Raw genomic sequence first — 24,276 nt, 5'->3', positions numbered from 1 at the left:
TTTAGAATAGATTGATGTTTTCTTTGGATTTTGTTTTAAATTGGTCACCCAATTATTTAATCACTTTAACCCCAAAAAAAATGAAGACTATTAGACTACAATGTACACTTCTAATGATTATATGCATAGGTTTTTTGCATAGTTGTTCTTCAGATTCTGATGAGCTGGTTATACAAGAACAAGGTACCGATGAAAATAATGAAGGTAATGAAGATCCAGGAACTGATGGCGATAACGGAGGTGATGGAGGAACTGACGGTGACAATGGAGGCGGCACAACAAGCTCAGACATTCCTTATGAAGTTTTAGAACTTAAAAACTGGAAAATTACACTGCCCAGAGATTTTGATAATGATAACTTGGCAGATGAAGTATATCTTGATCAAAGTAAAAATGATTTTAGTGATGATCCAAGTTTTACAGCATATAAAGATGAATTCTTTTTTGTTGAGAACGGAAATGTGAGGTTTTCTTGTCCTACAGAAAATGGTACACCTACCACAGGAAATTCATCTAATACCAGAAGTGAATTAAGAGAGATGCCATCTAATGGAGATGGTGAAGCTGGGTGGGACGCTACAAGTGGTAGTATAAAAACATTAACTTTTAAAGTAAGGGTAATACAAACTTCTTCTACAGGAAAATTCGCTTTTGCTCAAATTCATGATTTTAAGCAAAGTGTATGGGATGATCTATTGCGAATACAAGTGCAAAGTGATACTCCTAATGCAAAAGAAGGAGATACCGGTAGGATATATATATTAGGAGATGTTACAGAAGGCAGAATGTCTGATGGATTCCCAGTTGATTTTAGAGATCTGAATTATAGTGACAGGTATATCAAGAATGATTATGTACTAGGAAACTGGTTAACATTTAAAGTCACTGTACAAAATAGTGTGATGAAAATCTACCTTGAAGACATGAGTACTCCTATACGTACATATGATAATATCACCTGTAAAAGCAATTACTTCAAAGCAGGAGTTTACAATCAATCCATCAATTCAACAAGTACTGGGAATGGTATTGCTGAGTTTAGCGAAATAACAGTTACCGAAAACTTTTAACCCACAAGTACGGTACAACTTATTTTTAGAAATTAAGAAAGTAACATTTATTTTAGAGTAGTATATAAAAAAGCAGAAAGTCAAGACTTTCTGCTTTTTGCAATCTTTGAGGCAATCTTAAATTAACTTAATATTTAGTGAGTGATACTTAAGTTTTTTACTCTAACAATACCATGAGAACCGGTATATGAAGCTCCTTTTACAGACTGTAAATAATTACCAACTTTAAAATAGTTTCCTTCGGTACTTGTGTCCATTTGTTGATCGAATATTCGATTGCCCCCTTCAAAAAGTTCAACCAAACCGTCATTATAAACAAGCTTGAAAGTATAACTGGTGTCTAATTTATAGGTACCGCTTAAAATCTTACTTCCTCCCTGCACCTCTTCGGTGATGTAACCACTAATTTTAATCCTTACATTTCCTGAAGATTGATCTGGATCACCAATGAACTGAACTCTGATAACATCATCCACAGTACTCGAAGGCCCATGTATTTGTCCGAAACATAATACACCATCTTTTCCGCTTTTACTTTTTGGTAATCGGTCTACCCTAACTGTCCAGGTCATCGTATTATTACCATTTTTAGCATCCCAGTTTGCTAGATTGCCATTTTTCAATTCTCTTAATTCTACTCTTGGATTTTGAGAATTTGCAGACCCTCCCAATCCTCGATAGCATTTGAAGTATGTCCATTCCCCATCGGTATAGAAATAATTTGGATCTTCATACGTACTAAATGTTTCACCTGTAGCATCTAGCACATCATCGCGATAGGTTGCTGATGAACCGGGACTGCCCGTAAAACCATTAAGTTTCCAAGTATTCGAAGTAAGTCCTAATATATCTCCAGGCGAGTTTCCTCCTGGCGGTGGCGGTGGCGTATCACCAGATGAGTGAATTTGAGTTTCTGTAATACTATTCCAGGCACTACTAGAGTTTCCAAAACAAGATATTCTAACATACCTGGCACTCACTTGATTAAAACTATATGTTTCTAAATTTGTAGTATTACCGCTACTTCCTGTCCTTTTAGCATCATAAATTGTGCTTAAACTAGAAGTAGAATTACCCACTCTAATTTTAAAATACGCTTTTCTTTGATTTCCTTTAAACCATGCTATTTTAAGGCTGGATATCGTTTTTGATGAGCCTAAATCATATGTAATATATTTTCCCGAATACCCTTTTGATGACCATCTGGTATTTAAATTACCATCTAAGGTATTGGCTGGTACATTGCCATCATCACCATTTGCCGATACACTAACAGGTGTAATTATAGCTTTGGCTGTTGCGTTTTCTTGTAGTAATTCGTTAGTCTCATTATCAAACTCGCCAGTTTCACAAGATGCTATTATCAAATAAGTAGATAATAACAGTAATTTGGTGAATTGTGAAAAAGAAACTCTTCCCCGATTCATTGAATGATTTTTCATACTGTAAAGATTAGAACGTTAGTAAAAGTTTGTGTATACTATTTTGGTGCCCAATTAATAAATTGGTCAACCAATTTTTGACAATATTAGTAATTTTACAACACAACTCAAACGATTTCGTAAAAAAATAATAAAATAACTATCAAATAATCAATTTGTTAGCATTTTAAATAAAGAATTATCATTATCAAGTGTACTTCCAAAAAAATCTTGTAATCATTGAATCTATTGAATTCATGAAGATTATTACTACCCAATAACCGTTAGAACACTACGGTTAAAAAGTATTAAAAAACCATGTTGCGTAATTTCACATCTTTATCTTAAAATATTCTATCTAATAAGTGATACGATAATATTTTTAAGTAAATTTAGATGGTCAACCAATTAACAATTACTATGAAATCCACTTCAATAGAAAAGATTGAAAATCCAAATAAAATCAAAGAGACGGATGAGGAGATTATTATTTCAAAAATTAGACAGCTTATCGTTTCTAAGCATTTAGAACCAGGCGATCGACTTCCTGCAGAAAGAGAACTGGCCGCGCGATTTGGAGTTAGTCGAAATCAATTACGTCAAGCTATTCAAAAATTAGAGTTTTATGGTCTTGTTAAAAAATACCCTCAAAGTGGTACCCGTATTGCAAATATTGGAGTAACAGCATTAAACGGAATGATGTCTGACATCTTACAATTGCAAAAACCTGATTTTAAATCCTTGGTAGAAACAAGGATAATCTTAGAAACCAATGCAGTACGTTTAGCAGCTACCCGTAGAACAGATGCTCAAATCTATGAGATTCAAAAGGCTCATGAGGCCTATAGCCAAAAAGCAATGCAAGGAGTCGATGCTGTAGAGGAAGATCTTATGTTTCATATAAAGTTGGCAGAGGCGAGCAATAATAGTGTAATCAATTCCCTAATGCTTATTATTACCCCAGAAATTATTACTCATTTTGTAAAAAACAAGGTATGTAATAAAGAAGAAAACTATCTTTTGATCAAAGAACACCAGGCAATTATAGATGCTATTATAGAAAAAGATGTTGATAAAGCCGTCTCGACTCTTAATGATCATTTCAAAGAATTGCATAGGTATTGTAGTGAATAAAACTCGCTTTCTTTACTGATCAAAAACAGCAAAACTAAATTTTTTCATTGCATATATTATATGTAAAACTTCTTTATTCTATCAAAAAGTTATCATATCAACGTGTTTTTTGAACATTTCATCAAAAAATTAGATTACTTTATTTGATTATTGATTTATATTTCTATTTTTGGTTAACCAAATTGGTAAACCAGATAAGCTTCATGAAAAGAAATATATTTTTTTATATACTCATTAGTATATCGTTGTGCTCGTGTACAAATACACAAAAGGAAAAAGTGAATACGATTAACTCTGTTGATGCTTTTAATGAAGCTGTTAAAATCGCACAACCCGGAGATTCTATAATATTGGCCCAAGGAGTTTGGAAAGATGCCGAATTATTATTTGAAGCAAAGGGAACTAAGGACCAGCCTATTACTTTAACCGTAGAAGAAAAAGGAAAAACTTCTCTAGAAGGGGCATCTTACCTTCGTATAGCTGGGGAACATTTGGTGATCAGTGGGTTAGTTTTTAAAAACGGCTACACCCCTACCTCTGAAGTTATTTCCTTTAAAAAAGACAAAGACAACTTTGCATCAAATTGTCGTTTAACAGAATGTGTAATTGATAATTACAGTAACCCTGAGCGTAGAGAACAAGATTATTGGATAGGGATTTATGGAAAAAATAACCGTATTGACCATAATCATATCGAAGGGAAAAGCAATTTGGGAGTAACTATGGCTGTTCGATTAAATTCAGAAAATTTCATCGAAAATCATCATCAGATTGATCATAACTATTTTGGCCCAAGACAAACTTTAGGTTCAAACGGTGGAGAAACACTGCGTATAGGAACAAGCCATCATTCGCTAAGTAATTCAAATACAATTGTTGAATACAACTACTTTGATCGTTGTGGAGGAGAATTAGAAATTATTTCGAATAAATCGTGCCAAAACACATTTCGTAACAATGTATTTTACGAATGTAGAGGTACACTAACCATGCGTCATGGTAATGAAACTAATGTAAACAACAATATATTTATTGGTAATGGGGTCCCCAGCACTGGTGGTATTCGTGTTATTAATGGAAAACAGACTGTAGAAAACAATTATGCTATAGGACTTACCGGATACCGTTTTGGAGGTGCGTTAGTCGTAATGAACGGAGTTCCTAACTCACCTCTTAATCGTTATTTCCAAGTATCAGATGCAAAAATTAAGAATAATACGTTTATTAACTGTGATTATATACAATTGTGTGCAGGAAGCGATGCCGAAAGAAGTGCAACTCCGATAAACTCTGTGATGCAAAACAATGTTTTTTACAATGAATACAATGATAATTCATTTACAGTATATGATGATATTAATGGAATACATTTCAGTAACAATATTATAAGCCCAAATACAAAGCCCATTGCTGACAAAGGTTTTGTTACTAAAAAACTAAATTTCAAAAAAGAAGCAAATGGGTTATTAACTACAAATGAGGCAATACACGCTGGCGCTTTTATTAAAGGTGAAATTCCTACTAAAGAATCAACAGGTGCTTTTTGGTATGCAAAGAAAGATAAAGCCATTGCATTTAACTCTGGTAAAACAATACAGATAGCTCCTGGAATCAATACTTTGTTCAATGCTATAAAAAATTCGGCTCCTGGTGATATTATAGAGTTAACATCTCCCCATGGATATTTGGTAACTAAAAGTATAAACATCAACCACCCAGTAACTATTAGATCTTTTGCAGAAAAATCTACAATTACTTTCGAAAAGAAATCTCTTTTTGATATTCAAAACGGTGGTAGCTTACAACTAAGCGGATTAATTTTTGATGGAAAAGAAGCACCTGATTATTCTGGAAATGCAGTGATTAGAACGAGTAAATATTCTATGAATAAAAATTATAAATTACTAATAGATAATTGTGATTTTGTAAACTTAGATATTAACCACTCTTACGATGTGATCAAGGTATTCAAAAATACAATGGCCGATATGATTCGAATAGAAAATTCGACCTTTAAAAATATATCTGGTAATGTACTTGCATTAGATAAAGAAATTGGAGAGAATGGAATCTTTAATGCAGAATTTGTAATCTTAAAAAACAATACCTTTTCGGATATTGAGGGAGCAATACTAAATTTAGTGAGAGATGGTCGTGATGAAAGCACATTTGGGCCGTTCTTAACTTTTGACCATAATGTTGTAGACCATGTGGGTTACGGAAAAAGAAACAAGAATAAAAAAGCTATTACTTTGATAGGTGTTCAAAACGCCGTAATTAAGAATAGTATTTTTAACAATAGTAAGGGTATCCAAATGCATCTTGTCGTAGGTGGACCTATAGCCAAAATACATAATAACAACTTCTTCGAGTCAGAAAAAATAACTGTTACCGGAGACCAAAAATATGAAATAGACCGCCTTTGGTCTTTTGACCCTAAATTCAAGAATACCAATACATATCAGCTTACCGAAGATTCTCCTTTGCACAAAAAAGGAGATGATAATCTAAACTTAGGAGTAATCAATAAATAATTATGTTCATCAAGGTAAGGTTAACGTTTATCAACGTATTGAAACAAGTACTCATTGTATCAATACTAACTCTTTGTTCAAAAGGTTTTACACAGGGTCATCCCAATCTAATTTTAACCAAAAAAGGAGTTGATAATATTCGAAAACAATTAGGAAAGATACCCGTTTTTGATAACACTCTGGCAGAAACGAAAAAAGAAATTGATTCAGAAATTGCCAGCGGAATTCATGTACCCATACCAAAGGATATGGCCGGAGGTTATACACACGATCGGCATAAAAAGAATGGGGTAATACTACAGAAATCGGGAGTACTTTATCAACTTTTGGAAGAAGAAAAATATGCAGATTATGTCCATGATGTTTTAAAGGCCTATGCAGAAATGTACCCAAAACTTCCTATGCACCCTCAAACCAGATCTTATGCCCGAGGGAAGATATTTTGGCAATGCTTAAATGATGCAAATTGGCTGGTATATGTAAGTCAGGCTTACGATTGTATTTATGAATATTTATCCAAAAAAGATCGAGATTATTTAGAAAAAAATCTATTCCTTCCTTATGCACATTTCCTTTCAGAAGAAAGCCCTCAATTTTTTAATCGTATTCACAATCATAGTACATGGGGTAATGTAGCGGTAGGTATGATTGGACTGGTTATGAAGAATGAAGAATTAATCAATCGAGCACTATACGGATTAAAAAATGACAATATCAACCCTACTCTAAAAGATAATGATGGGGGCTTTATTAAACCAAAAGGCCAAAAAGCTGGATTCTTTGCTAATCTTGATGAACCTTTTTCGCCAGATGGATATTATACCGAAGGGCCATATTATCAACGATATGCGATGTATCCTTTTATGGTGTTTGCGGAAGCATTACAGAATGTAAAACCAGAGCTAAAAATATTTGAATACAAAGACGGTGTGTTAATTAAGGCTGTGTATGCTTTATTAAACCTAACAGATTCAAATGGGGAGTTTTTCCCTCTTAATGATGGCCAGAAAGGAATGTCATACTACTCTGGAGAATTAATTTCTGCAGTAAATATTGCCTATCATTTTGGTGGAAATGATACATCTCTACTAAGTATTACCAAACAGCAGGACAAAGTACAATTAGACGATACGGGATTAGCAGTTGCTTTAGGTTTACAACACAATAAAGCAACTCCGTTTATAAAAAAATCAATTGAACTAAAAGATGGTTCTGATGGTTCTAAAGGTGCTGTGGGCATCTTACGTTCTAAAGATTCGGGTTTATGTTTAGTAATGAAATACGCTGCGCAAGGTTTAAGTCATGGGCATTATGATAAACTATCTTTTTCTTATTACAATAATTGCACTGAAATATTGCAAGATTATGGCCTAGCGAGGTTTGTAAATATTGAACAAAAAAATGGAGGTGGTTATCTTAAAGAAAATAAGACATGGGCTAAACAAAGTATTGCTCATAACACCATCATTCAGGATGAAGGTTCTCACTTCAACGGTGATTTTAAAACCGGAAGTAATCATCATTCAGAAAAATACCTCTTTAACACTTCAAATACTAAATTTCAAATAGTAAGTGCAAAAGAAAACAACGCTTATCCCAATACAAAACTTCATAGAACGATGATTATGCTTGAAGATGAGGATTTCCAAAATCCAATATTAATTGATGTTATGCAATTTAACTCTGACACCATACACCAATTTGATCTTCCATTTTATTATCACGGACAAATAATAAGTACTAATTTCGAGTACGATAGTCCCAACACCCTTTCTACGCTTGGAAACAAAAACGGATATCAACATTTGTGGTTAGAAGGTAAAGGTGTATTACAAAATAATAGGACTGTGCAGGCAACATGGCTATTAAGTAACACTTTTTATACATTATCTACACACGCTAGAACTAATGATGAATTTCTATTTGCTCGTATTGGAGCAAATGATCCCAATTTTAATCTTCGAAGAGATCCTTCTTTTATATTACGAAAGCCCAGGGCCAAAAATGAAGCATTTATAAGTGTAATCGAAACACATGGATCTTATGATGCGGTGACAGAAATTGCCAACAATACACAGAGCAGCATCAAAGAAATAAAAAGATTATCTACTAAAGACAATACTTATATTGCTTGGTCAATCACAACCAAAAAAAACAAAGTACATACGTTTATTTTATATACCACAAATGCAGATAACAAAATTGGGCATAAAATAAATTTGGAAGGAAAGATATATAAGTGGTCTGGCCCCTACTCGTATACCAAAGAAAATTAATTTTTATTTTTAATAATTATCACATGAAAAGTTTTGGATCAAGTAAAGAGTTTATAATCGGTAAGGAAATCGAATGGGAAACCGTTGGCGATGGAGTTAAACGCCAAATTATGGGGTATGATGACAAGGTTATGTTAGTTAATGTAAAATTTGACAAGGGCGGTATTGGCATCATGCATCAACACTACCATTCTCAAGTAACCTATGTGATTAGCGGTGAGTTTGATGTTACCATCGGTGAAGATACAAAAACATTAAAAGGAGGAGATTCTTTTTATATTCCTCCAAATGTAATGCATGGCGCTATTTGTAAGGAATCTGGTTTTTTGATCGATGTGTTTAGCCCTATTCGGGAAGATTTTATGGAGTAACATCTAGTACATTTTGCTTTTCAAACGCAAAAAACTGAAGATCTTTTAATGTTCAACCCCTAAAAACTAAGGGTGTTCAAAATTTTAACATTTAAAATTAGAATTATTTTTTTATTAACATTAAAATAACATATATTTGGTAAACCAATTTGGTTATCCAATTTGGTTTACCAAAAAAACACATTAATTACTTCTAACAAAAAATTAAACTCAGTCATTATGAAACAAACTAATTACTAGAAAACAAAAAAAGGACAGGTGCACGCCTATCCTTTTTAAAAAATTACTTCTTTCATAGGGAAGTAATACTTAAACAAGCATGCACTTTACAAATCACATGCTAAGCAAAAATACGAAAATTTGTTAAAACCGTATAGTTATGTGATTAATAAAGAATGGGGAATAAAGAAAAAATATTCTTCATGAAGACACCTTTTAGGGGGTCAAACAAAATTGTAGGAACATAACACAATCAAAATGAATTTTAAAGTTAAACTAATTTTTATTGTCCTTATCTTATTTCAAATTCCTTTGCTGGCACAGGACGGCTCTTATACAGTAACAGGAACAATCGTAGATGCAAGAGACAAAACACCACTTCCGGGTGTAAACATACTTGTTAAAGGTACTTCTAATGGTACCTCAAGCGACTTTGATGGTAATTATTCTATAAAAACTAAGCAAGGAGATATTCTTGAGTTTTTATATGTAGGATTTAAAACACAAACTGTAATCATAACTAATCAAACCGCCATAGACATTGTATTAGAAGAAGACGCTGCAGAACTTGAACAAGTTGTGGTCATTGGATATGGTACACAATCCAAAAAAAACCTAACTGGATCTGTTGCAAAAGTATCTGGAGAATTAATTCAAAACAGAGCGGTTGCTCGTCTTGATGATGCAATTGTAGGTAAAGTTGCCGGAATCCGAATCCAAGCCACAAATCCAGAAGCTGGTGGGGCACCAAAAATTACAGTTCGAGGTCCTGGGTCTATTTCGGGCGACTCAAGTCCTTTAATAGTAGTTGACGGTGTAGCACTGGGTACTGATCCTGATTTATTAGGTAGTATTGATTCTAACAACATTCAGTCTATCGAGGTATTAAAAGATGCTTCATCAGTTGCTATTTTTGGATCTCGAGGGGCTAATGGAGTTATTATAGTATCCCTGAAAGAAGGTAAAAGCGGTGATACAAAATTTGCTTACAACACCTATACAGGGTTCAAGTTTGCGCCAAAAAATGATCAGTACACCTCATCTGTAGCCCGTTGGCAACAATATATTAATGGGGTTCAATCTGGCCTGGATCCAAACTCTACCGAGGGGCAAAGATTTCAAGAAAATTTGGATAAAGGCAATGCAACATTAACAGTTGCCAGCATAATTGCTGCAGCAAATGGTGGAGAAACGGACTGGCAAGACATCATGATAGATGGTGGGACTATTCAAAGTCACTCTTTCTCTGCTACAGGAGGTACGCCTAAAACCAAATTCAATGCCTCACTGGGTTATGTTCATGATGAAGGTATATTACTCACCGATGATTTTAAAAGGTATAATGCCAGAGTTAAGATCAACTCAAAATCCAAAAACAATAAAATCAGGTTTGGGTTAAACCTAAACGGGCAAAATACTCTACAAAGAAGGTTTCCTGTGGGTATTGAAACCGCCCTTAGACAATCTCCATGGGTACCAACCAGGTTAAACGATGCTACTTTGGGCCTAGTGAATACAGCAGATAGCCGTGGGGCAGTTATTTTTTCTGACGCCATAGCTGGCGACTATGCGCTTGAGAGAATGTTTGATCATGTTTATACACAAGATGGTGGAGGTATACTTAGAGATGCTTTAGGAAATCCTGTTCTAGATTTTACGAGAACAAGTGGAGGAATTAGCCTAAGTACTACAGGTGATGCCAATGCACTAGCAAAAGTATTAGAAAGAAAAAGAACGAAAGGAGAAACCAAAATCCTCGGAAGTTCTTTCTTAGAATTTAAATTAGCTGAAGGACTTAAGTTTAAACAAACAATTTATGGTGATTTTAGATTCACCAGAGATTACGATAAAAGAGGTATTCTTCATCACCAAAATAGATCTGGACGTACTCAAAGAGATGAAAGAGTAAGAACTGTAACTCACTATGGTGTAGAATCCTTAGTAACGTATAAAAAAGACTTGGGAGGCCACACTATTGACGCCGTAGGTGGTTTTTCTTTTGATGATTTTGACTTTACAGAGCAATCTACACGAGGTTTAGGGTTTACCGATGATATTACGGATAATATTCCGGCAGCAAATGTAGGTGAGCAAGGAAGTTTTACTCGTTTGGGGAACGAAAAACTAATCTCTTATTTTGGACGTGTTAATTATGATTTTGATGACAAATATCTACTTTCGATTAGTGCAAGAACTGATGGGAGTTCAAGATTTGGAGAAAATACAAAATTTGGATTTTTCCCTGCTGCTTCAGTAGGATGGAGAATCTCTGGCGAACGTTTCCTTCAGGACAGTAATATAATTACAGATCTTAAAATAAGAGCTAGTTATGGGGTTTCAGGGTCTAATGCCATAGATCGTAATATTTTTAGTTCTTTATACAGATCATTAAGCACCCTGTCTCCTGTTGTTTTTGATGGACAACCAGGATTAAAACCTACCGTTATCGCCAATCCGGATCTTGGATGGGAACGACTAATTGAATTTAATCCAGGAATTGATTTAGAAATAGCAAACGGTGCATTTGGCCTGTCTGCTGATTACTATACGAGATCTAGTGATGATCTTATTCTATTTTTACCAATACCATCTGTTACAGGAGCAAGAGGTTTTTTACAAAACTCTGGAGAAGTTAAAAATGAAGGAATAGAAATTGAAGCACGTTCTAATATTATTTCAGGACAAAACTTTAAATGGAATGTTTCTGCTCAATTCACAAAAAACACTAATGAATTGGTAGATTTTGGCAAAAATGATGGATTAATTTCCTCTATTGAAGATGATAAAAGAGCTACTCAATTTATCGCAAACGAAGGACAACCCATCACTTCTTTTTATGGTTTTGTAATGGACAGAGAAGTTCCTTTTCAATACCTTAACAATCCCTTCTACCCTATCAATGCACAATCTCAAGATGTATACGTAAAAGATTTAAATGGTGATGGTATTATTGATGATGAGGATAGAACCGAATTAGGAAATCCTTATCCCGACTTTGAATGGGGATTCTCTAGTAACTTCAATTTTTACGGTGTAGATTTAAGTTTCTCATTACAAGGTTCTCATGGAGCCGAAGTTCGTGTTTCGGATTTAGAATATCAAAGAAACGAATTTAGCTCAAATCAGGATGTTACCAGTGATGTACCTGATAGAGAATTTTTAAGAAAACGAATCTTTACAGACGATCATATTCAAGATGCTTCTTTTATAGCATTACGAAATATAGGAATCGGTTATACATTACCCACGGATATAACTAAAAAAATGAATATCGATAAATTAAGAGTATACCTAAACGGTGAAAATTTAATTTATATAACAGCCGATGACTATTTTGGATTTAATCCTGAAGGTGCAAATTATAATACCAGAGGAGCAAATTTAGCGACAACCTTTGGATATCAAAGAGGGGCACCGCCAATTCCTAGAGTAGTTTCTATGGGTCTTAATCTTCAATTTTAAACATACAAAGGCATGAAAACTAATTTTTTAAAAATATTATATACAACAGCCGTTGTTTCTTTGATGCTAACTAGCTGTTCTGTTGATGAACTAACCATAAGCAATCCAAACGAACCTGATAAAGCTCCAACTCTTAATGATCCTTCTGGTTTTGTTTCGATTCTAAATGGAATGTATGATGGATACCAAAAAATTCCGGCAGGTGAGTTTCTTATTACCGAACTTAGATCAGATAATGGCGTATCTGCAAATGGAGATGGAGATTTTGGAGACATCGAGTCTTTTAGTATGACCGCAGACCTGGGAGAAGCAGCCAATTACTGGACCAACAATTATAAAGTAATATTATCGGCAAACATTATTCTTGATAATCAAGATAGAATCCAAAATAGCAATAAAGACCAAATTATCGGAGAAGCCTATTTTATGAGGGGTTTATCCCATTTTAATTTAGCAAGAGCGTTTGGAGACGTACCTTTTGTAGATAGAGAAATTACTCCAGAGGATTTTGAAGAATATCCAAGACTACCCTTAAGTGAGGTATATCAAAAAATAGTGAGTGACTTCAATAATGCAATTTCCAATTTAGAAAGTTTTAGTGCAAAAGCAAATAGAGGAACCGCCGGAGCAGCAAAATCATTGCTTGCTAAAGTATACTTAAGCGCTCCTACTCCTAACTATGCACAGGCAAAAATAGTACTAGACGAACTTGTTGACGAAAATAACCCTTACGGATATCAACTCTTAGATTCGTTTGAAAGTGTCTTTGCCTTTGACAATGAGTTAAATGAAGAAATCATATTTGCGGTTTCTTATGAATCATTAAGTACTCCACCCATAACTTCTGATGCCAGAGATAATAGTGATGCACAAGTGCAAGGAGACTCTCAGCGATTCAGTATTGATATGACGGCTGCTGGTCGTGCGCAAGGAGTTAACCTGGCTACACCAGAGCTTCAGGCATTAATTACAGCAGCAAACGAACCAATACGATTTCCTGTAAGTTTCTTAAGTTCTACTGTTGGTAGCAACAGAGTTGAAAACAATAAATTTCAACCTGATGCCGATCAAAATTCGGGTAGAGATTGGATAGTACTACGTTATTCTGATGTTTTACTAATGCATGCCGAAGCAATTATGGGAGAATTTTTAGAAACCTCTGATGCAGATGCAATAGCTTCTTATAACCGAGTACGAGAAAGAGCTGGAGTAGCGCCTATTGCAGGTGGGGATGTTCTTACAAAAGAAGATTTATTAAACGAAAGAAGAGTCGAACTAGCTTTTGAAAATCATAGGTTATACGATCTAATACGATTTAATCAAGCCGTGCCAATACTTACTCAGTTTTCTAATGATAATGGATATAATTTTTCTGCGAATGACCTCTTGCTACCTATTCCGCAAAGAGAGCGAGATGTAACAGATAACTTCTATCCACAAAACCCAGGCTATTAACACTATATTCTTTCCTGAATTTCAGGAAGTAAATAATTAAAATATTTAAAAATGAAGACAAAGCTGAAATATCTAAAAACATATACTTGGTTATTTATAACGGGTATAGCAGTCTTGATATCTTGTCAGGATGATGACCTTCCAGAAGTTGGAGACTTACCTGATTTAACCCCTCCTTCTGCAAACTTTGTAGCGATTCAAAAAGAAGGAACAAATTTAGAAGAAGACTTTAAAGTTTATTTTATAACAAATCAGTCTGTAAGCTCTACTGATTATCAATGGGAAATCCCTGAGAATGTCATATTATTAGATCTGGATACAGAAGATGACATTACTCCTACACTTGCTTCAGAAAACATCAATCTAGAATTTCCTGGAGAAGGTACATTTGAGGTGACCTTAACATCATCAGACAAATTGGGAAAGACGAGCACAATTACTAAAAGTATTGAAGTAATTGAGCCCCCAAAACCAGATGTTCCTGACCCTGTTTTGGTTAACGCTGATTTTGACAAACTTCCAAAATCTTCAGGTTCTGATTGTACGTGCTCTGGTTGGATTAACAAGAGTATTGGTGACCAAGGAGAATCTAGTTCTGGTAATGGAGGTTCTGATAACGTTGTTAAATTTGATAATAACGAGCCAGATCATCTATATCAAGAGTTTGAAGTTGTGCCAGATTCAGATTATACAGTAGAAATAGTTACATCTTTTAAAAGTCCCGCAGGTGGTTCATTTCCTAGTATGCTCGAATTAAGAGTTCTAGCAGGTTCTGGTTATACAGGTGGTTACACTCCCACGTATTATACAGATACTGTAGACTTTCCCCAGGATGGTTTTGGGTATTCTTCAATTTCACAGGTTGAAGAGGCTGCAAATAACCTTTTAATTCAGACACAAGCTAACCCTAATGATGATGGTTATATTACGTATACATATTCATTTAATTCAGGTGCTAATAACAGTGTTGCTCTTTTTATAAGAGGAATTGGAGGCCCAGCTACTGGTGGTGGCGGTGGAGACTTCGGATATAACAGTGGAGATGAAGAAATACGAGCTGATTCTGTAACGATTACAGCTACTAATTAATCTGTAAAATGAAAAACATTCAAAAAAATATATTACCATTTTTAGTAATAATATTTCTATCTGTCAGCACTACTTGTCAATCCCAGACAAGCAGTGTTGCAGATTCGAATGTTAAAAAAGAATGGGAGAAAAGGAAAGAAGAAAATCAATCGCCCAAAATAGATTTAAGCCATTGGAAAGTAACATTACCTATTGGTAGTCCAAAGCCAATTAATGTTAGTCCACCTGAAATTTTGGATTATGCAAACAACCCTACATTACAAAAGTATATGTATGATGATCCAGAAGATGGAGCCTTAGTATTTTATGCAACACCAGGAGCAACAACCACAAACACTAAATACTCTAGATGTGAACTTAGAGAGCAAATGGTACCTGGTAAGAATAATGTCAATTGGACGTTTAAAGAAGGGGGACGCATGAAAGCCACTATTGCAATTGATGAAATTTCAAAAAACGAAAAAGGCAAATATGATAAGGTGATAGTGCTACAAATCCATGGGAGATTATCTAATGAACAACGTGATTTAATTGGTAAAAGCGATAATGATGCCCCTCCAATTATGAAAGTATATTGGAATAACGGTAGAATACGATTAAAGTCAAAGTTTCTTAAAGATCAATATGTCTCGGATAAAGAAATCTTAAAAAAATCCACTTGGAAAGATGATGAAGGATACAATTTTCCCAAAAAAGTTGGTTTTGAAAAATTCACTATAGAGATAATCGCCTCAGAAGGTAAAATGAAGGTAATTCTAAATGATAAACAAGCAAAAGTATACAAAGGAATCGATATGAAGAGATGGGGAATCTTTGAAAATTATTTTAAAGCCGGTAATTATTTAGCTTCAAAAAATAAAAAAGCATTTGCTAAAGTAAAATTTTATGATTTAACCGTTAGTCACTAAGCTATGATGTCTTCAAAAAACATAATCACATATATACAAACTACTTTAATGAACAAGTTTAGCTGTATACTAGTAATAGTATCAACCATGCTTTTTTTACTATGTACAAGCTGTCAAAGTGATAATGAGAAGCAAAATAATAGTTTAGAAGAAGAAATAAACAGTACCGACCAAGACGATGATATTACTAACGACGAAAACCCAAACACACAAAATTATACATTACCAAATATTGACCTGAGTCATTGGAAAGTCACATTACCAATCGGAAACCCAACTGAGGTTAAACCTCCAGAAATTTTAAACTATGCTACAAACGAAGTAGTAAAACCCTTTATGTACAATGACTCTACAGCTGGTGCTTTAGTTTTTTACACCTATCCAGGTTCATCTACGGCAAATTCGTCATATTCAAGAACAGAACTTAGAGAACAAATGGATCCGGGAAGCAATACAACCAACTGGACCTTTAAACAAGGTGGAACCATGAAGGGGACTTTGGCTATGAACGAGATCACAAAAGATGATAATGGTAAATATCATAGAACCATTATCATGCAAATTCATGGAAGACTTACTGATCAACAAAGAGATTTGATTGGACAAAGGGACAATAACGCACCACCTATTTTAAAAATATACTGGGCTCATGGTAAAGTAAGAGTGAAAACAAAAGTACTGAAGGATATACATGCAAGTGACACAGAGCTATTAAGAACCGATGCCTGGGGAGATGATGAAGGATATACGTTTCCTGACTATGTTGGTTTTGAAAAATTCACACTAGAAGTTAAAGCCTCAGAAGGAAAGATGGAAATCATTTTAAATGATGAAACTTCGGTGGTATATGACGATATCAATATTCAAAAATGGGGTGTTTTTGAAAACTATTTCAAAGCTGGTAATTATTTAGTTACACGCGATGAAGGTGCCTTTGCAAAAGTTAAATATTTCGAGCTAGAAATACATCATTGATTTAAAATATAATATATAATTATTTGAACTATAAATTAAGGATAATATGAACAAAATGAATAAGATAGAATTGAGTTAGCCTTGTTATCGAGTTTGTTATCTCGACCCAAAGAGGTAACAAACTCTATTGATAATCAATAGACTAAGCCAAGTAAAATTATAAATACCTATATCCTTTTATTGTTACAAATAATTTTTTAATTTTGGAAAACCAATCTGGTTAACCAATTTATTTAACATACACTAATGACTATGAAATTAGAAATACTAACAAAGAATGAAAACCGCGAAATTCAGAAAAAAATTATTTCTCAAATACGGGATTTAATCAATTATAAAAATTTAGAACCAGGTGATAAGTTACCTTCAGAAAGAACTTTATCAGAAAAATTTGAAGTTAGTAGAGGAAACATTAGAGAGGCCATTCAGAAATTAGAGTTTTACGGACTTTTACAGTCCATCCCCCAAAGTGGCACTTTTGTAGCGAACATTGGAGTTATTGCGATGAATGGTATGATTGAAGACATTTTACGTCTGGAGGAACCTGAATTTAAATCTTTAGTTGAAACCAGAATATTACTAGAATTAAAAACAGCCCGGTTAGCTGCTTTACGAAGAACCGATGATGATTTAAAACTTATTAAAGAAGCTCTTGACGCATATGCAGATAAAGTTATCAAAGGTGAAGATGCAGTGCAAGAAGATTTGTTATTTCATTTGGCAATTGCCAAAGCAAGTGGTAATAGTACTATGAATACATTCATGCTTATTATTACCCCCGGAATCATTACCAATTTTGAAAAATACCATGTATGTGACACTAACCAGGCATTTTTGGGAATCCAAGAGCATACAGATATCTATGAAGCCATTAAAACCCAAAACCCGAAGCTAGCTAAGCAAAAAATGAAAGCTCACTTCAAAATGTTATATCAATACTGTTACAACCAAAAAGATTAAATAAAAGCATAGAAAATAAAATTGCACGTTTTTATTTTCTTATTAAAAATATATAGAGGGATTCATACTTAGACCATTTCACAAAAAAGTATTTAGATAGTTAAGATATATTTAGATCTATCTAGAACTTCAGTGACTTCTCAGTAAACTGAAATAATACCAGGCCTGCCTTACATCTTTATAGAAGGTAAAGCTCTTGAATACTTTTCAGAGAATTCTCTTTAACTAAACAAAAAATATGAAAGTTAAAGGATTAAGATGGTGGATCATAGGGCTTGTATGCCTTGCAACAATAATTAATTATATTGATAGATCTGCTCTGGGTATCATGTGGCCAGAAATGAAAAAAGATTTAGGGCTAACAGAAGAAGATTATGCCTGGATTATCAACATTTTTACTATCACTTATGCAGCCGGTAAATTTATCTCTGGTTGGGTATATGATAAGGTAGGTACCAAGATTGGGTTTGTACTATCTATCTTTTTCTGGTCGTTAGCGTCTTTACTTCATTTCTTTGCCAAAGGGCTGGCTTCCTTGGGGCTCTATAGGGGTATATTAGGAGTTTCGGAAGCTGGAAACTGGCCTGGGGCTGTAAAAAATAATGCAGAATGGTTTCCCATAAAAGAAAGAGCAGTTGCACAAGGAATATTTAATGCTGGTGCCGCTATTGGTTCAATAGTTGCCGCCCCAACGATTGCAGAGTTATTTGAAGGATATGGATGGAGATGGACTTTTATCATCATTGGTGTGATTGGGTTTTTATGGATCATTCCATGGTTAATTTTCAATAAAAAACAACCCAAAGAGCATCCATGGATAACTAATGAAGAAAAAGAATATATCTTATCTGATCAAGAACAAAACAATGAAGACAATAATCAAGAGAAAGCTTTGCCGCTCTTAAAAATACTGAAATTTAAAGAAGCTTGGGGAATATTAGCCGCTCGATTCTTTATTGAACCTATCTGGTGGTTATTTGTATTCTGGATGCCCATTTATCTTAATAAAGAATATGGATTCAACGTAAAAGAGATTGGTCTTTATGCCTGGTTCCCTTATGTAGGAGCTGCTATAGGCAGTATTGCAGGAGGTTGGTATGTGCAGAGATTAATGAAATCGCATAGTCTAGACAAAGCCAGAAAAAGAGTTATCGCTCTTGGAGGAGCCATTATTTTTATATCTATTATAGGTGCTATCCTGTTCGCAGACACGCCTATCAAGTTCGTATCTTTTGTATTTATCGTGCTCTTTGGGTTTCAATTCTCTATTAGCAATATACAAACCTTATCTAGTGACCTCTTAAAAAGTAAATCGGTAGGAGCCCTAGCTGGACTTGCCGGTACTATTGGGGCTATTTCGGTAGCAATAATGAACTTTATTATCCCTAAAATAACAACCGTTTCCTATACTCCGGCATTTATCATTCTGGCAGTATTGGCACCGCTATCGGTACTATCGATTTTTGTACTGATTAAAGAAATAAAACCATTAAAAGAAAAAAATTAACCTAATAATTATTTAAAAAAATGAATTTAAAAGAAAAAGTTGCCATAGTAACCGGGGCTACCGGTGGTATTGGTTTCGAAGTTGCAAAAAGATTAGGCAACGATGGATATACAGTAATTTTAAACGGTATAGAAGATGATAAAGGAGCTCAAAGAGTAGAAGAGCTTACCGCTCAAGGAATAACTGCCGAATACTATGGATTTGACGTTACAAACGAAGATGCTGTAACTTCAAACATAAATACAATTGGAGAAAAGTACGGTAAAATTGATGTACTGGTAAATAATGCCGGTGGTTTAGGTGGAAGATCCCGATTTGAAGGAATGACAACAGAATTTTACAGATCTGTAATGGCATTAAACCTTGACTCCACTTTTTTTGCTTCAAGAGCCGCTATTCCATTCCTTAAAAAAGGAGAAAACGCTTCTATCATTAACTACACATCAAATGCAGGGTGGACTGCAGGGGGGCCTGGAGCAGGAATTTACGGAACCTCTAAAGCAGCAGTGAATGCAATAACCAGAGCATTAGCAAAAGACCTAGCGGAGTATGGAATTAGAGTAAATGCGGTATCTCCTGGTACTATTGACACTCCATTCCACGCGCAAATTAAATCAACAAAGCCAGAAGTTTTTGCTTCCTGGAAAAATAATATCTTATTAGGAAGACTAGGTCAACCAGAAGATGTAGCGTCTGTTGTTTCTTTCTTAGCTAGTGATAATGCCGCTTTTATAACGGCCGAAACTATTCAAATTGGTGGAGGACAAGCCTTAGGAATTTGAAAATAAAGCATTATATGAATTTAAATAATTGCTAATTTAGCTAGTGATTAATCATCTTTATTTATAGGGAATAATGTTAAAATAAATGGAAGTTTAACCAAAAGGTATACTTCTAAACACAATAAATCAAAGTTGAAAATGAATAAAGTAGTAACCTTTGGAGAAGTTTTAATGCGTATAGCTCCTCTTGGAAATAAAAAATTAAAGCAATCCAATCAACTAGAATATTACTTTGGTGGAACAGAAGCCAATGTGGCTATTTCATTATCTCAATTTGGCACTAAAACCCAGCATGTTAGTGCAGTGTCTAAAGATTTTATTGGTGATGCTGCCAAAAGTTATCTCAAAAAGTTTGGGGTCGATACAGAAGCAATTATTGATACAGACCATCCTTTGGGGGTATACTTTCTGGAGGTCGGTGCAGTCATGAGATCAAGCGTTATATCTTACAATAGATCTCATTCTGCATTTAGTAATATCGATCCCAAAGAAATAGACTGGCATACAATTCTTGAAGATTGCACATGGTTTCATTGGACGGGTATTACTCCTGCCCTATCCTATAACGCCTATCAAGCACTTAAAGAAGGGCTAATAATTGCCAAAGAGAAAGGAATAACAATATCGACAGATCCAGCATATAGAAGCAATTTATGGAATTACGAAAAAAATGCTATCGATATCCTAAATGAGTTGATCCATATGTCGAACATTTTTATTGGCGGGCCAAATGAAATTAATGAACTGTTAAGCACTACCTTTGCACATACTAAAGAAGGATTTGTAGCGGGTAGTAAATTATTAATCAATGAGTATCCGAGCATAGAAAAAATATTTGATAAAACAAGAATATCTATTAATGCAAACTGGCATAAAATAAAAGCCCGAATGTGGAACGGAAAAGAGTTTTTAGAAACTAATGAATTAGAAATTACTCATGTAATTGATAGAATTGGCACTGGTGATGCCTACGCAGCTGGATTAATTCATGGACTATTACACTATGACGACCTAATGGCTTTAGAATTTGCTAATGCAGCTTGCGGATTAAAGCATACGATAGAAGGAGATGCTAATTTAGTTACTGAAGATGAGGTATTGCACATTATTAGGGGTAACGTAACAGGAAGAATAAGCAGGTAAATGGCACAGTATACAAGAATAGAAGTCGCACAGATAATGAAAGATACGGGGATCGTACCTCTCTTCTATCATCGAGATATCGACATAGTAAAAAAGGTAATCACAGCTTGTTATAATGGAGGAGCAAGGATATTTGAATTCACAAATAGAGGAGATTATGCTCAGGACATCTTTTCAGAGCTTTCAAAATGGGTCATTGATGCCCTTCCGGGGATGATTCTTGGTATTGGATCCATTGTAGACTCTGGGACTGCTTCATTATTCATTCAAAAAGGAGCAAACTTTATTGTTTCTCCTATTTTAAACGCAGATATAGCAAAAGTTTGTAATAGGCGAAAAATATCTTGGTTACCTGGGTGCGCTACTCTTACTGAAATTAATTATGCAGAAGAATTAGGCGCAGAGATTGTGAAAATATTTCCTGCTGCACCCATTGGCGGTCCAGATTTTATCAAAAGTATCTTAGCACCATGCCCCTGGTCTAGTATCATGCCAAGTGGTGGAGTTACTCCAGAAAAAGAAAACCTTACGAACTGGTTTAATGCAGGAGCCTATTGTGTAGGCATGGGATCAAAACTTATCGTTAAAGATAGTAATGATGATTTTGACTATAAAAAGATTGAGAAATTAACCAGGAAATCAATTCAAATAGTACATGAATTAAGAAAAGAAGATTGATCTCATGTTTTGTGTTTTTGTTATGTAGTGAACCAAAACTGAAATTAGATTACTCTTGGCAGTCTGTTTTCACAATTGTCAGAAAGACCCTTGCAAAATGCTGTAAGGGTTTCTTTTATATATGAAATTCAATGTAGAAAAATAAATAAGACCATCCTATTGGATGGTCTTATTAAAATATATCAATAATGGTTTAATTACTTTCCTCCAAAAGTAAATAAAAGACCAAGGTTTATTCCGAAATCGCTTACGGAGGTATCACCCACTTTACCTGCACTTAAATAGGAAAAATTCATATTAAGAACACCATATTTAAAACCTAGTGCTGGACGAATAGCAAAATTAGATGTGCTTGCCCCTACTTCAACATTAGTCCCAGCAGATACTGATTCTAATTCTATTGCACCAACAGATGTTATACCTAATCCAAGACTACCGTATGGTCTAAATCCTTCTTTTGTAAAATAGTAACGACCATTTACCATATAACTTCCTAAGGCAATAGCTCCATAAGATATTCCTCCTTCTCCATTAGCACCAATTAAAAAATCTCCTTGGTAAAGGAAAGATACATCGATATCTTCTGTAACACCATAACCAAGTTCAAAATGTCCAGAAACACCACCATCAGTAAAATCAGCGATATCTCCAGTAGGCATTGCATAACCAAGACCAAAACCAAGTTTAACCTGTGCATTTGTAGCTGTAAATCCTAATAAAGCTACAGCTGTAAAAAGTAATAATTTTTTCATAATAGATTTAAGTTTTTATCGTTTAAAGGAGCGAATATATCGATAAAAAACATTAATTAACAATTTTTTAAGATAAATTGTTAATTTAAAAACCATAATCCACTGACATATAGACAATTATAAATAATAACATCTAATTCGAAAAAATAAAGGCTTCAATACCCTACTTATTGTTTCAAATCATACCAGGAACTGAAATAGATCAGGTTTATCGTTTAGGTAATCCCCGAAGAAATTAAGTTCTTTCATTCTTGTGATAAGCGGCTCAAGATCATTCTTGTTTTTTAACTCAATCCCAACCACAGCAGGACCATTTTCTCTGCTTGACTTTTTAGAATATTCGAAATGTGTAATGTCATCATTTGGCCCTAATACTTCACCTACAAACTGTTTTAATGCACCAGCACGTTGAGGAAATCGTACAATAAAGTAATGCTTCAGGTCTGCATACAACAATGCTCTTTCTTTGATCTCTGCAGTACGGGTAATATCATTATTGCTACCACTTACAATGCAAACCACATTTTTACCCTTGATTTTATCTTTATAAAATTCTAAAGCTGCTAGCGTAAGGGCACCCGCTGGTTCGACTACTATTGCATCTCTATTGTATAAATCTAATATGGTTTGACATACCATCCCTTCGGGGACTGTAAACATATCGGATAGATATTCCTTGCAAATTTCAAAATTTAGATCACCCACCTTTTGTACAGCGGCACCATCAATAAACTTATCAATTTCAGGAATCTTTGTATTCTTATTGTTTTGAATAGATGTTAACATCGAAGGAGCTCCATCTGGTTCTACTCCAATAATTTTAGTTTTAGGAGACAATGCTTTTAACGCTCCACATAATCCAGAAGCTAATCCGCCTCCACCTATTGCTACAAAAACATAGTCGATTGGTACATCTGTTTGCTTAAATATTTCAAGCCCTATGGTTCCTTGACCTTCTATAGTTTTGGGGTCTTCAAAAGGATGTACAAAAGTTTTTTCTTCTAACTCACAGGCCTTCATCGCAGCCTTTGAGGAGTCATCAAAAGTATCTCCTTCAAGAACTATTTTTACATACTCTCCTCCAAACATTTTTGTTTGTGCAACTTTTTGTTTCGGAGTAACCGATGGCATATAAATTGTTCCTTCAATTTTTAAATGATGACAAGCAAAAGCAACTCCTTGCGCGTGATTCCCTGCACTAGCACAAACCACACCTTTATTTAATGCTTCTTTAGTGAGCGAGCTTATTTTATTAAAAGCACCTCTTATTTTATAGGATCGTACACGTTGAAGGTCCTCTCGTTTTAATAAAACATTAGCATCGTATCTCCTTGAGTACCGAATACTATTCATCAAAGGAGTAACCATTGCAACTTCCTTAATCACTGAAGCCGCTTTTTGGATATCCTCTAAATCAGGAAAATAGGTAGTAGTCGTTGTACTCATAATTTTTACTTTATTTTTTGTCAGCCTGGATCCATCAAAGATTACACAATACACATCTCAAAAAACTTTAACAGACCCGGCTAGACAAATACAT

At 34.5% G+C, this 24,276-nt stretch carries 18 protein-coding genes; 15 read left to right on the top strand and 3 right to left on the bottom strand.

Annotated features, from left to right (window positions below; genetic code table 11):
- Positions 1-80: 80 nt before the first annotated feature.
- The gene (locus ABW637_RS08615) at positions 81-1,070 is read left to right on the top strand and encodes a polysaccharide lyase family 7 protein (protein ID WP_367584252.1); all 990 of its coding nucleotides are present in this window, start codon (positions 81-83) and stop codon (positions 1,068-1,070) included.
- 134 nt (positions 1,071-1,204) lie between these two features.
- Here the strand turns inward: ABW637_RS08615 and ABW637_RS08610 are convergent, their stop codons facing one another.
- Positions 1,205-2,512 (bottom strand): polysaccharide lyase family 7 protein, encoded by a 1,308-nt coding sequence (locus ABW637_RS08610; RefSeq protein ID WP_367584251.1) that lies wholly within the window; start codon positions 2,510-2,512, stop codon positions 1,205-1,207.
- A gap of 399 nt (positions 2,513-2,911) precedes the next feature.
- Here ABW637_RS08610 and ABW637_RS08605 point away from each other — a divergent pair, with 399 nt between their 5' ends.
- The 14 genes from ABW637_RS08605 (at position 2,912) to ABW637_RS08540 (ending at position 21,984) form a co-directional block, all read left to right on the top strand.
- Positions 2,912-3,625 (top strand): FadR/GntR family transcriptional regulator, encoded by a 714-nt coding sequence (locus ABW637_RS08605; RefSeq protein ID WP_367584250.1) that lies wholly within the window; start codon positions 2,912-2,914, stop codon positions 3,623-3,625.
- Positions 3,626-3,903: 278 nt separating this feature from the next.
- Positions 3,904-6,159, top strand: a complete 2,256-nt coding sequence (locus tag ABW637_RS08600; RefSeq protein ID WP_367584249.1) for a polysaccharide lyase 6 family protein — start codon at positions 3,904-3,906, stop codon at positions 6,157-6,159.
- 2 nt (positions 6,160-6,161) lie between these two features.
- Positions 6,162-8,435 (top strand): heparinase II/III domain-containing protein, encoded by a 2,274-nt coding sequence (locus ABW637_RS08595; protein WP_367584248.1) that lies wholly within the window; start codon positions 6,162-6,164, stop codon positions 8,433-8,435.
- Positions 8,436-8,458: 23 nt separating this feature from the next.
- Positions 8,459-8,806: a cupin domain-containing protein gene (locus ABW637_RS08590; protein WP_367584247.1), complete on the top strand. Its 348-nt coding sequence runs from the start codon at positions 8,459-8,461 to the stop codon at positions 8,804-8,806.
- A 477-nt stretch (positions 8,807-9,283) separates the two neighbouring features.
- Positions 9,284-12,487, top strand: a complete 3,204-nt coding sequence (locus ABW637_RS08585) for a carboxypeptidase-like regulatory domain-containing protein (RefSeq protein ID WP_367584246.1) — start codon at positions 9,284-9,286, stop codon at positions 12,485-12,487.
- A 12-nt stretch (positions 12,488-12,499) separates the two neighbouring features.
- Positions 12,500-13,942 (top strand): RagB/SusD family nutrient uptake outer membrane protein, encoded by a 1,443-nt coding sequence (locus tag ABW637_RS08580; protein ID WP_367584245.1) that lies wholly within the window; start codon positions 12,500-12,502, stop codon positions 13,940-13,942.
- 51 nt (positions 13,943-13,993) lie between these two features.
- Entirely contained in the window at positions 13,994-15,031 is a 1,038-nt protein-coding gene (locus ABW637_RS08575) for a PKD domain-containing protein (protein WP_367584244.1), read from the top strand.
- A gap of 8 nt (positions 15,032-15,039) precedes the next feature.
- Positions 15,040-15,939 (top strand): polysaccharide lyase family 7 protein, encoded by a 900-nt coding sequence (locus ABW637_RS08570; RefSeq protein WP_367584243.1) that lies wholly within the window; start codon positions 15,040-15,042, stop codon positions 15,937-15,939.
- A gap of 87 nt (positions 15,940-16,026) precedes the next feature.
- On the top strand, positions 16,027-16,914 hold the full coding sequence (locus ABW637_RS08565) for a polysaccharide lyase family 7 protein (protein ID WP_367584242.1): 888 nt from the start codon (positions 16,027-16,029) through the stop codon (positions 16,912-16,914).
- 252 nt (positions 16,915-17,166) lie between these two features.
- The gene (locus tag ABW637_RS08560) at positions 17,167-17,874 is read left to right on the top strand and encodes a FadR/GntR family transcriptional regulator (RefSeq protein ID WP_367584241.1); all 708 of its coding nucleotides are present in this window, start codon (positions 17,167-17,169) and stop codon (positions 17,872-17,874) included.
- Between the two features lie 238 nt (positions 17,875-18,112).
- Positions 18,113-19,381, top strand: coding sequence for an MFS transporter (locus ABW637_RS08555; RefSeq protein ID WP_367584240.1), 1,269 nt, complete (start codon positions 18,113-18,115; stop codon positions 19,379-19,381).
- A 20-nt stretch (positions 19,382-19,401) separates the two neighbouring features.
- Positions 19,402-20,163 carry an SDR family NAD(P)-dependent oxidoreductase gene (locus tag ABW637_RS08550; protein WP_367584239.1) on the top strand — a complete coding sequence of 254 codons (762 nt, stop codon included), beginning with the start codon at positions 19,402-19,404 and terminating at the stop codon, positions 20,161-20,163.
- A gap of 138 nt (positions 20,164-20,301) precedes the next feature.
- Positions 20,302-21,306, top strand: coding sequence for a sugar kinase (locus tag ABW637_RS08545; protein ID WP_367584238.1), 1,005 nt, complete (start codon positions 20,302-20,304; stop codon positions 21,304-21,306).
- The gene (locus ABW637_RS08540; RefSeq protein WP_367584237.1) at positions 21,307-21,984 is read left to right on the top strand and encodes a bifunctional 4-hydroxy-2-oxoglutarate aldolase/2-dehydro-3-deoxy-phosphogluconate aldolase; all 678 of its coding nucleotides are present in this window, start codon (positions 21,307-21,309) and stop codon (positions 21,982-21,984) included.
- A 197-nt stretch (positions 21,985-22,181) separates the two neighbouring features.
- Here ABW637_RS08540 and ABW637_RS08535 read toward each other — a convergent pair whose 3' ends face one another.
- On the bottom strand, positions 22,182-22,736 hold the full coding sequence (locus ABW637_RS08535; protein WP_367584236.1) for a hypothetical protein: 555 nt from the start codon (positions 22,734-22,736) through the stop codon (positions 22,182-22,184).
- A gap of 180 nt (positions 22,737-22,916) precedes the next feature.
- On the bottom strand, positions 22,917-24,182 hold the full coding sequence (ilvA, locus tag ABW637_RS08530) for a threonine ammonia-lyase IlvA (protein ID WP_367584234.1): 1,266 nt from the start codon (positions 24,180-24,182) through the stop codon (positions 22,917-22,919).
- Between the last annotated feature and the right edge of the window lie 94 nt (positions 24,183-24,276).

It is taken from the genome of Aquimarina penaris (assembly GCF_040786285.1).
In the GTDB taxonomy this organism is placed as follows: domain Bacteria; phylum Bacteroidota; class Bacteroidia; order Flavobacteriales; family Flavobacteriaceae; genus Aquimarina.
The sequence above is the reverse complement of the archived record's forward strand: the minus strand, read 5'-3'. Positions and strand labels throughout refer to the sequence as shown.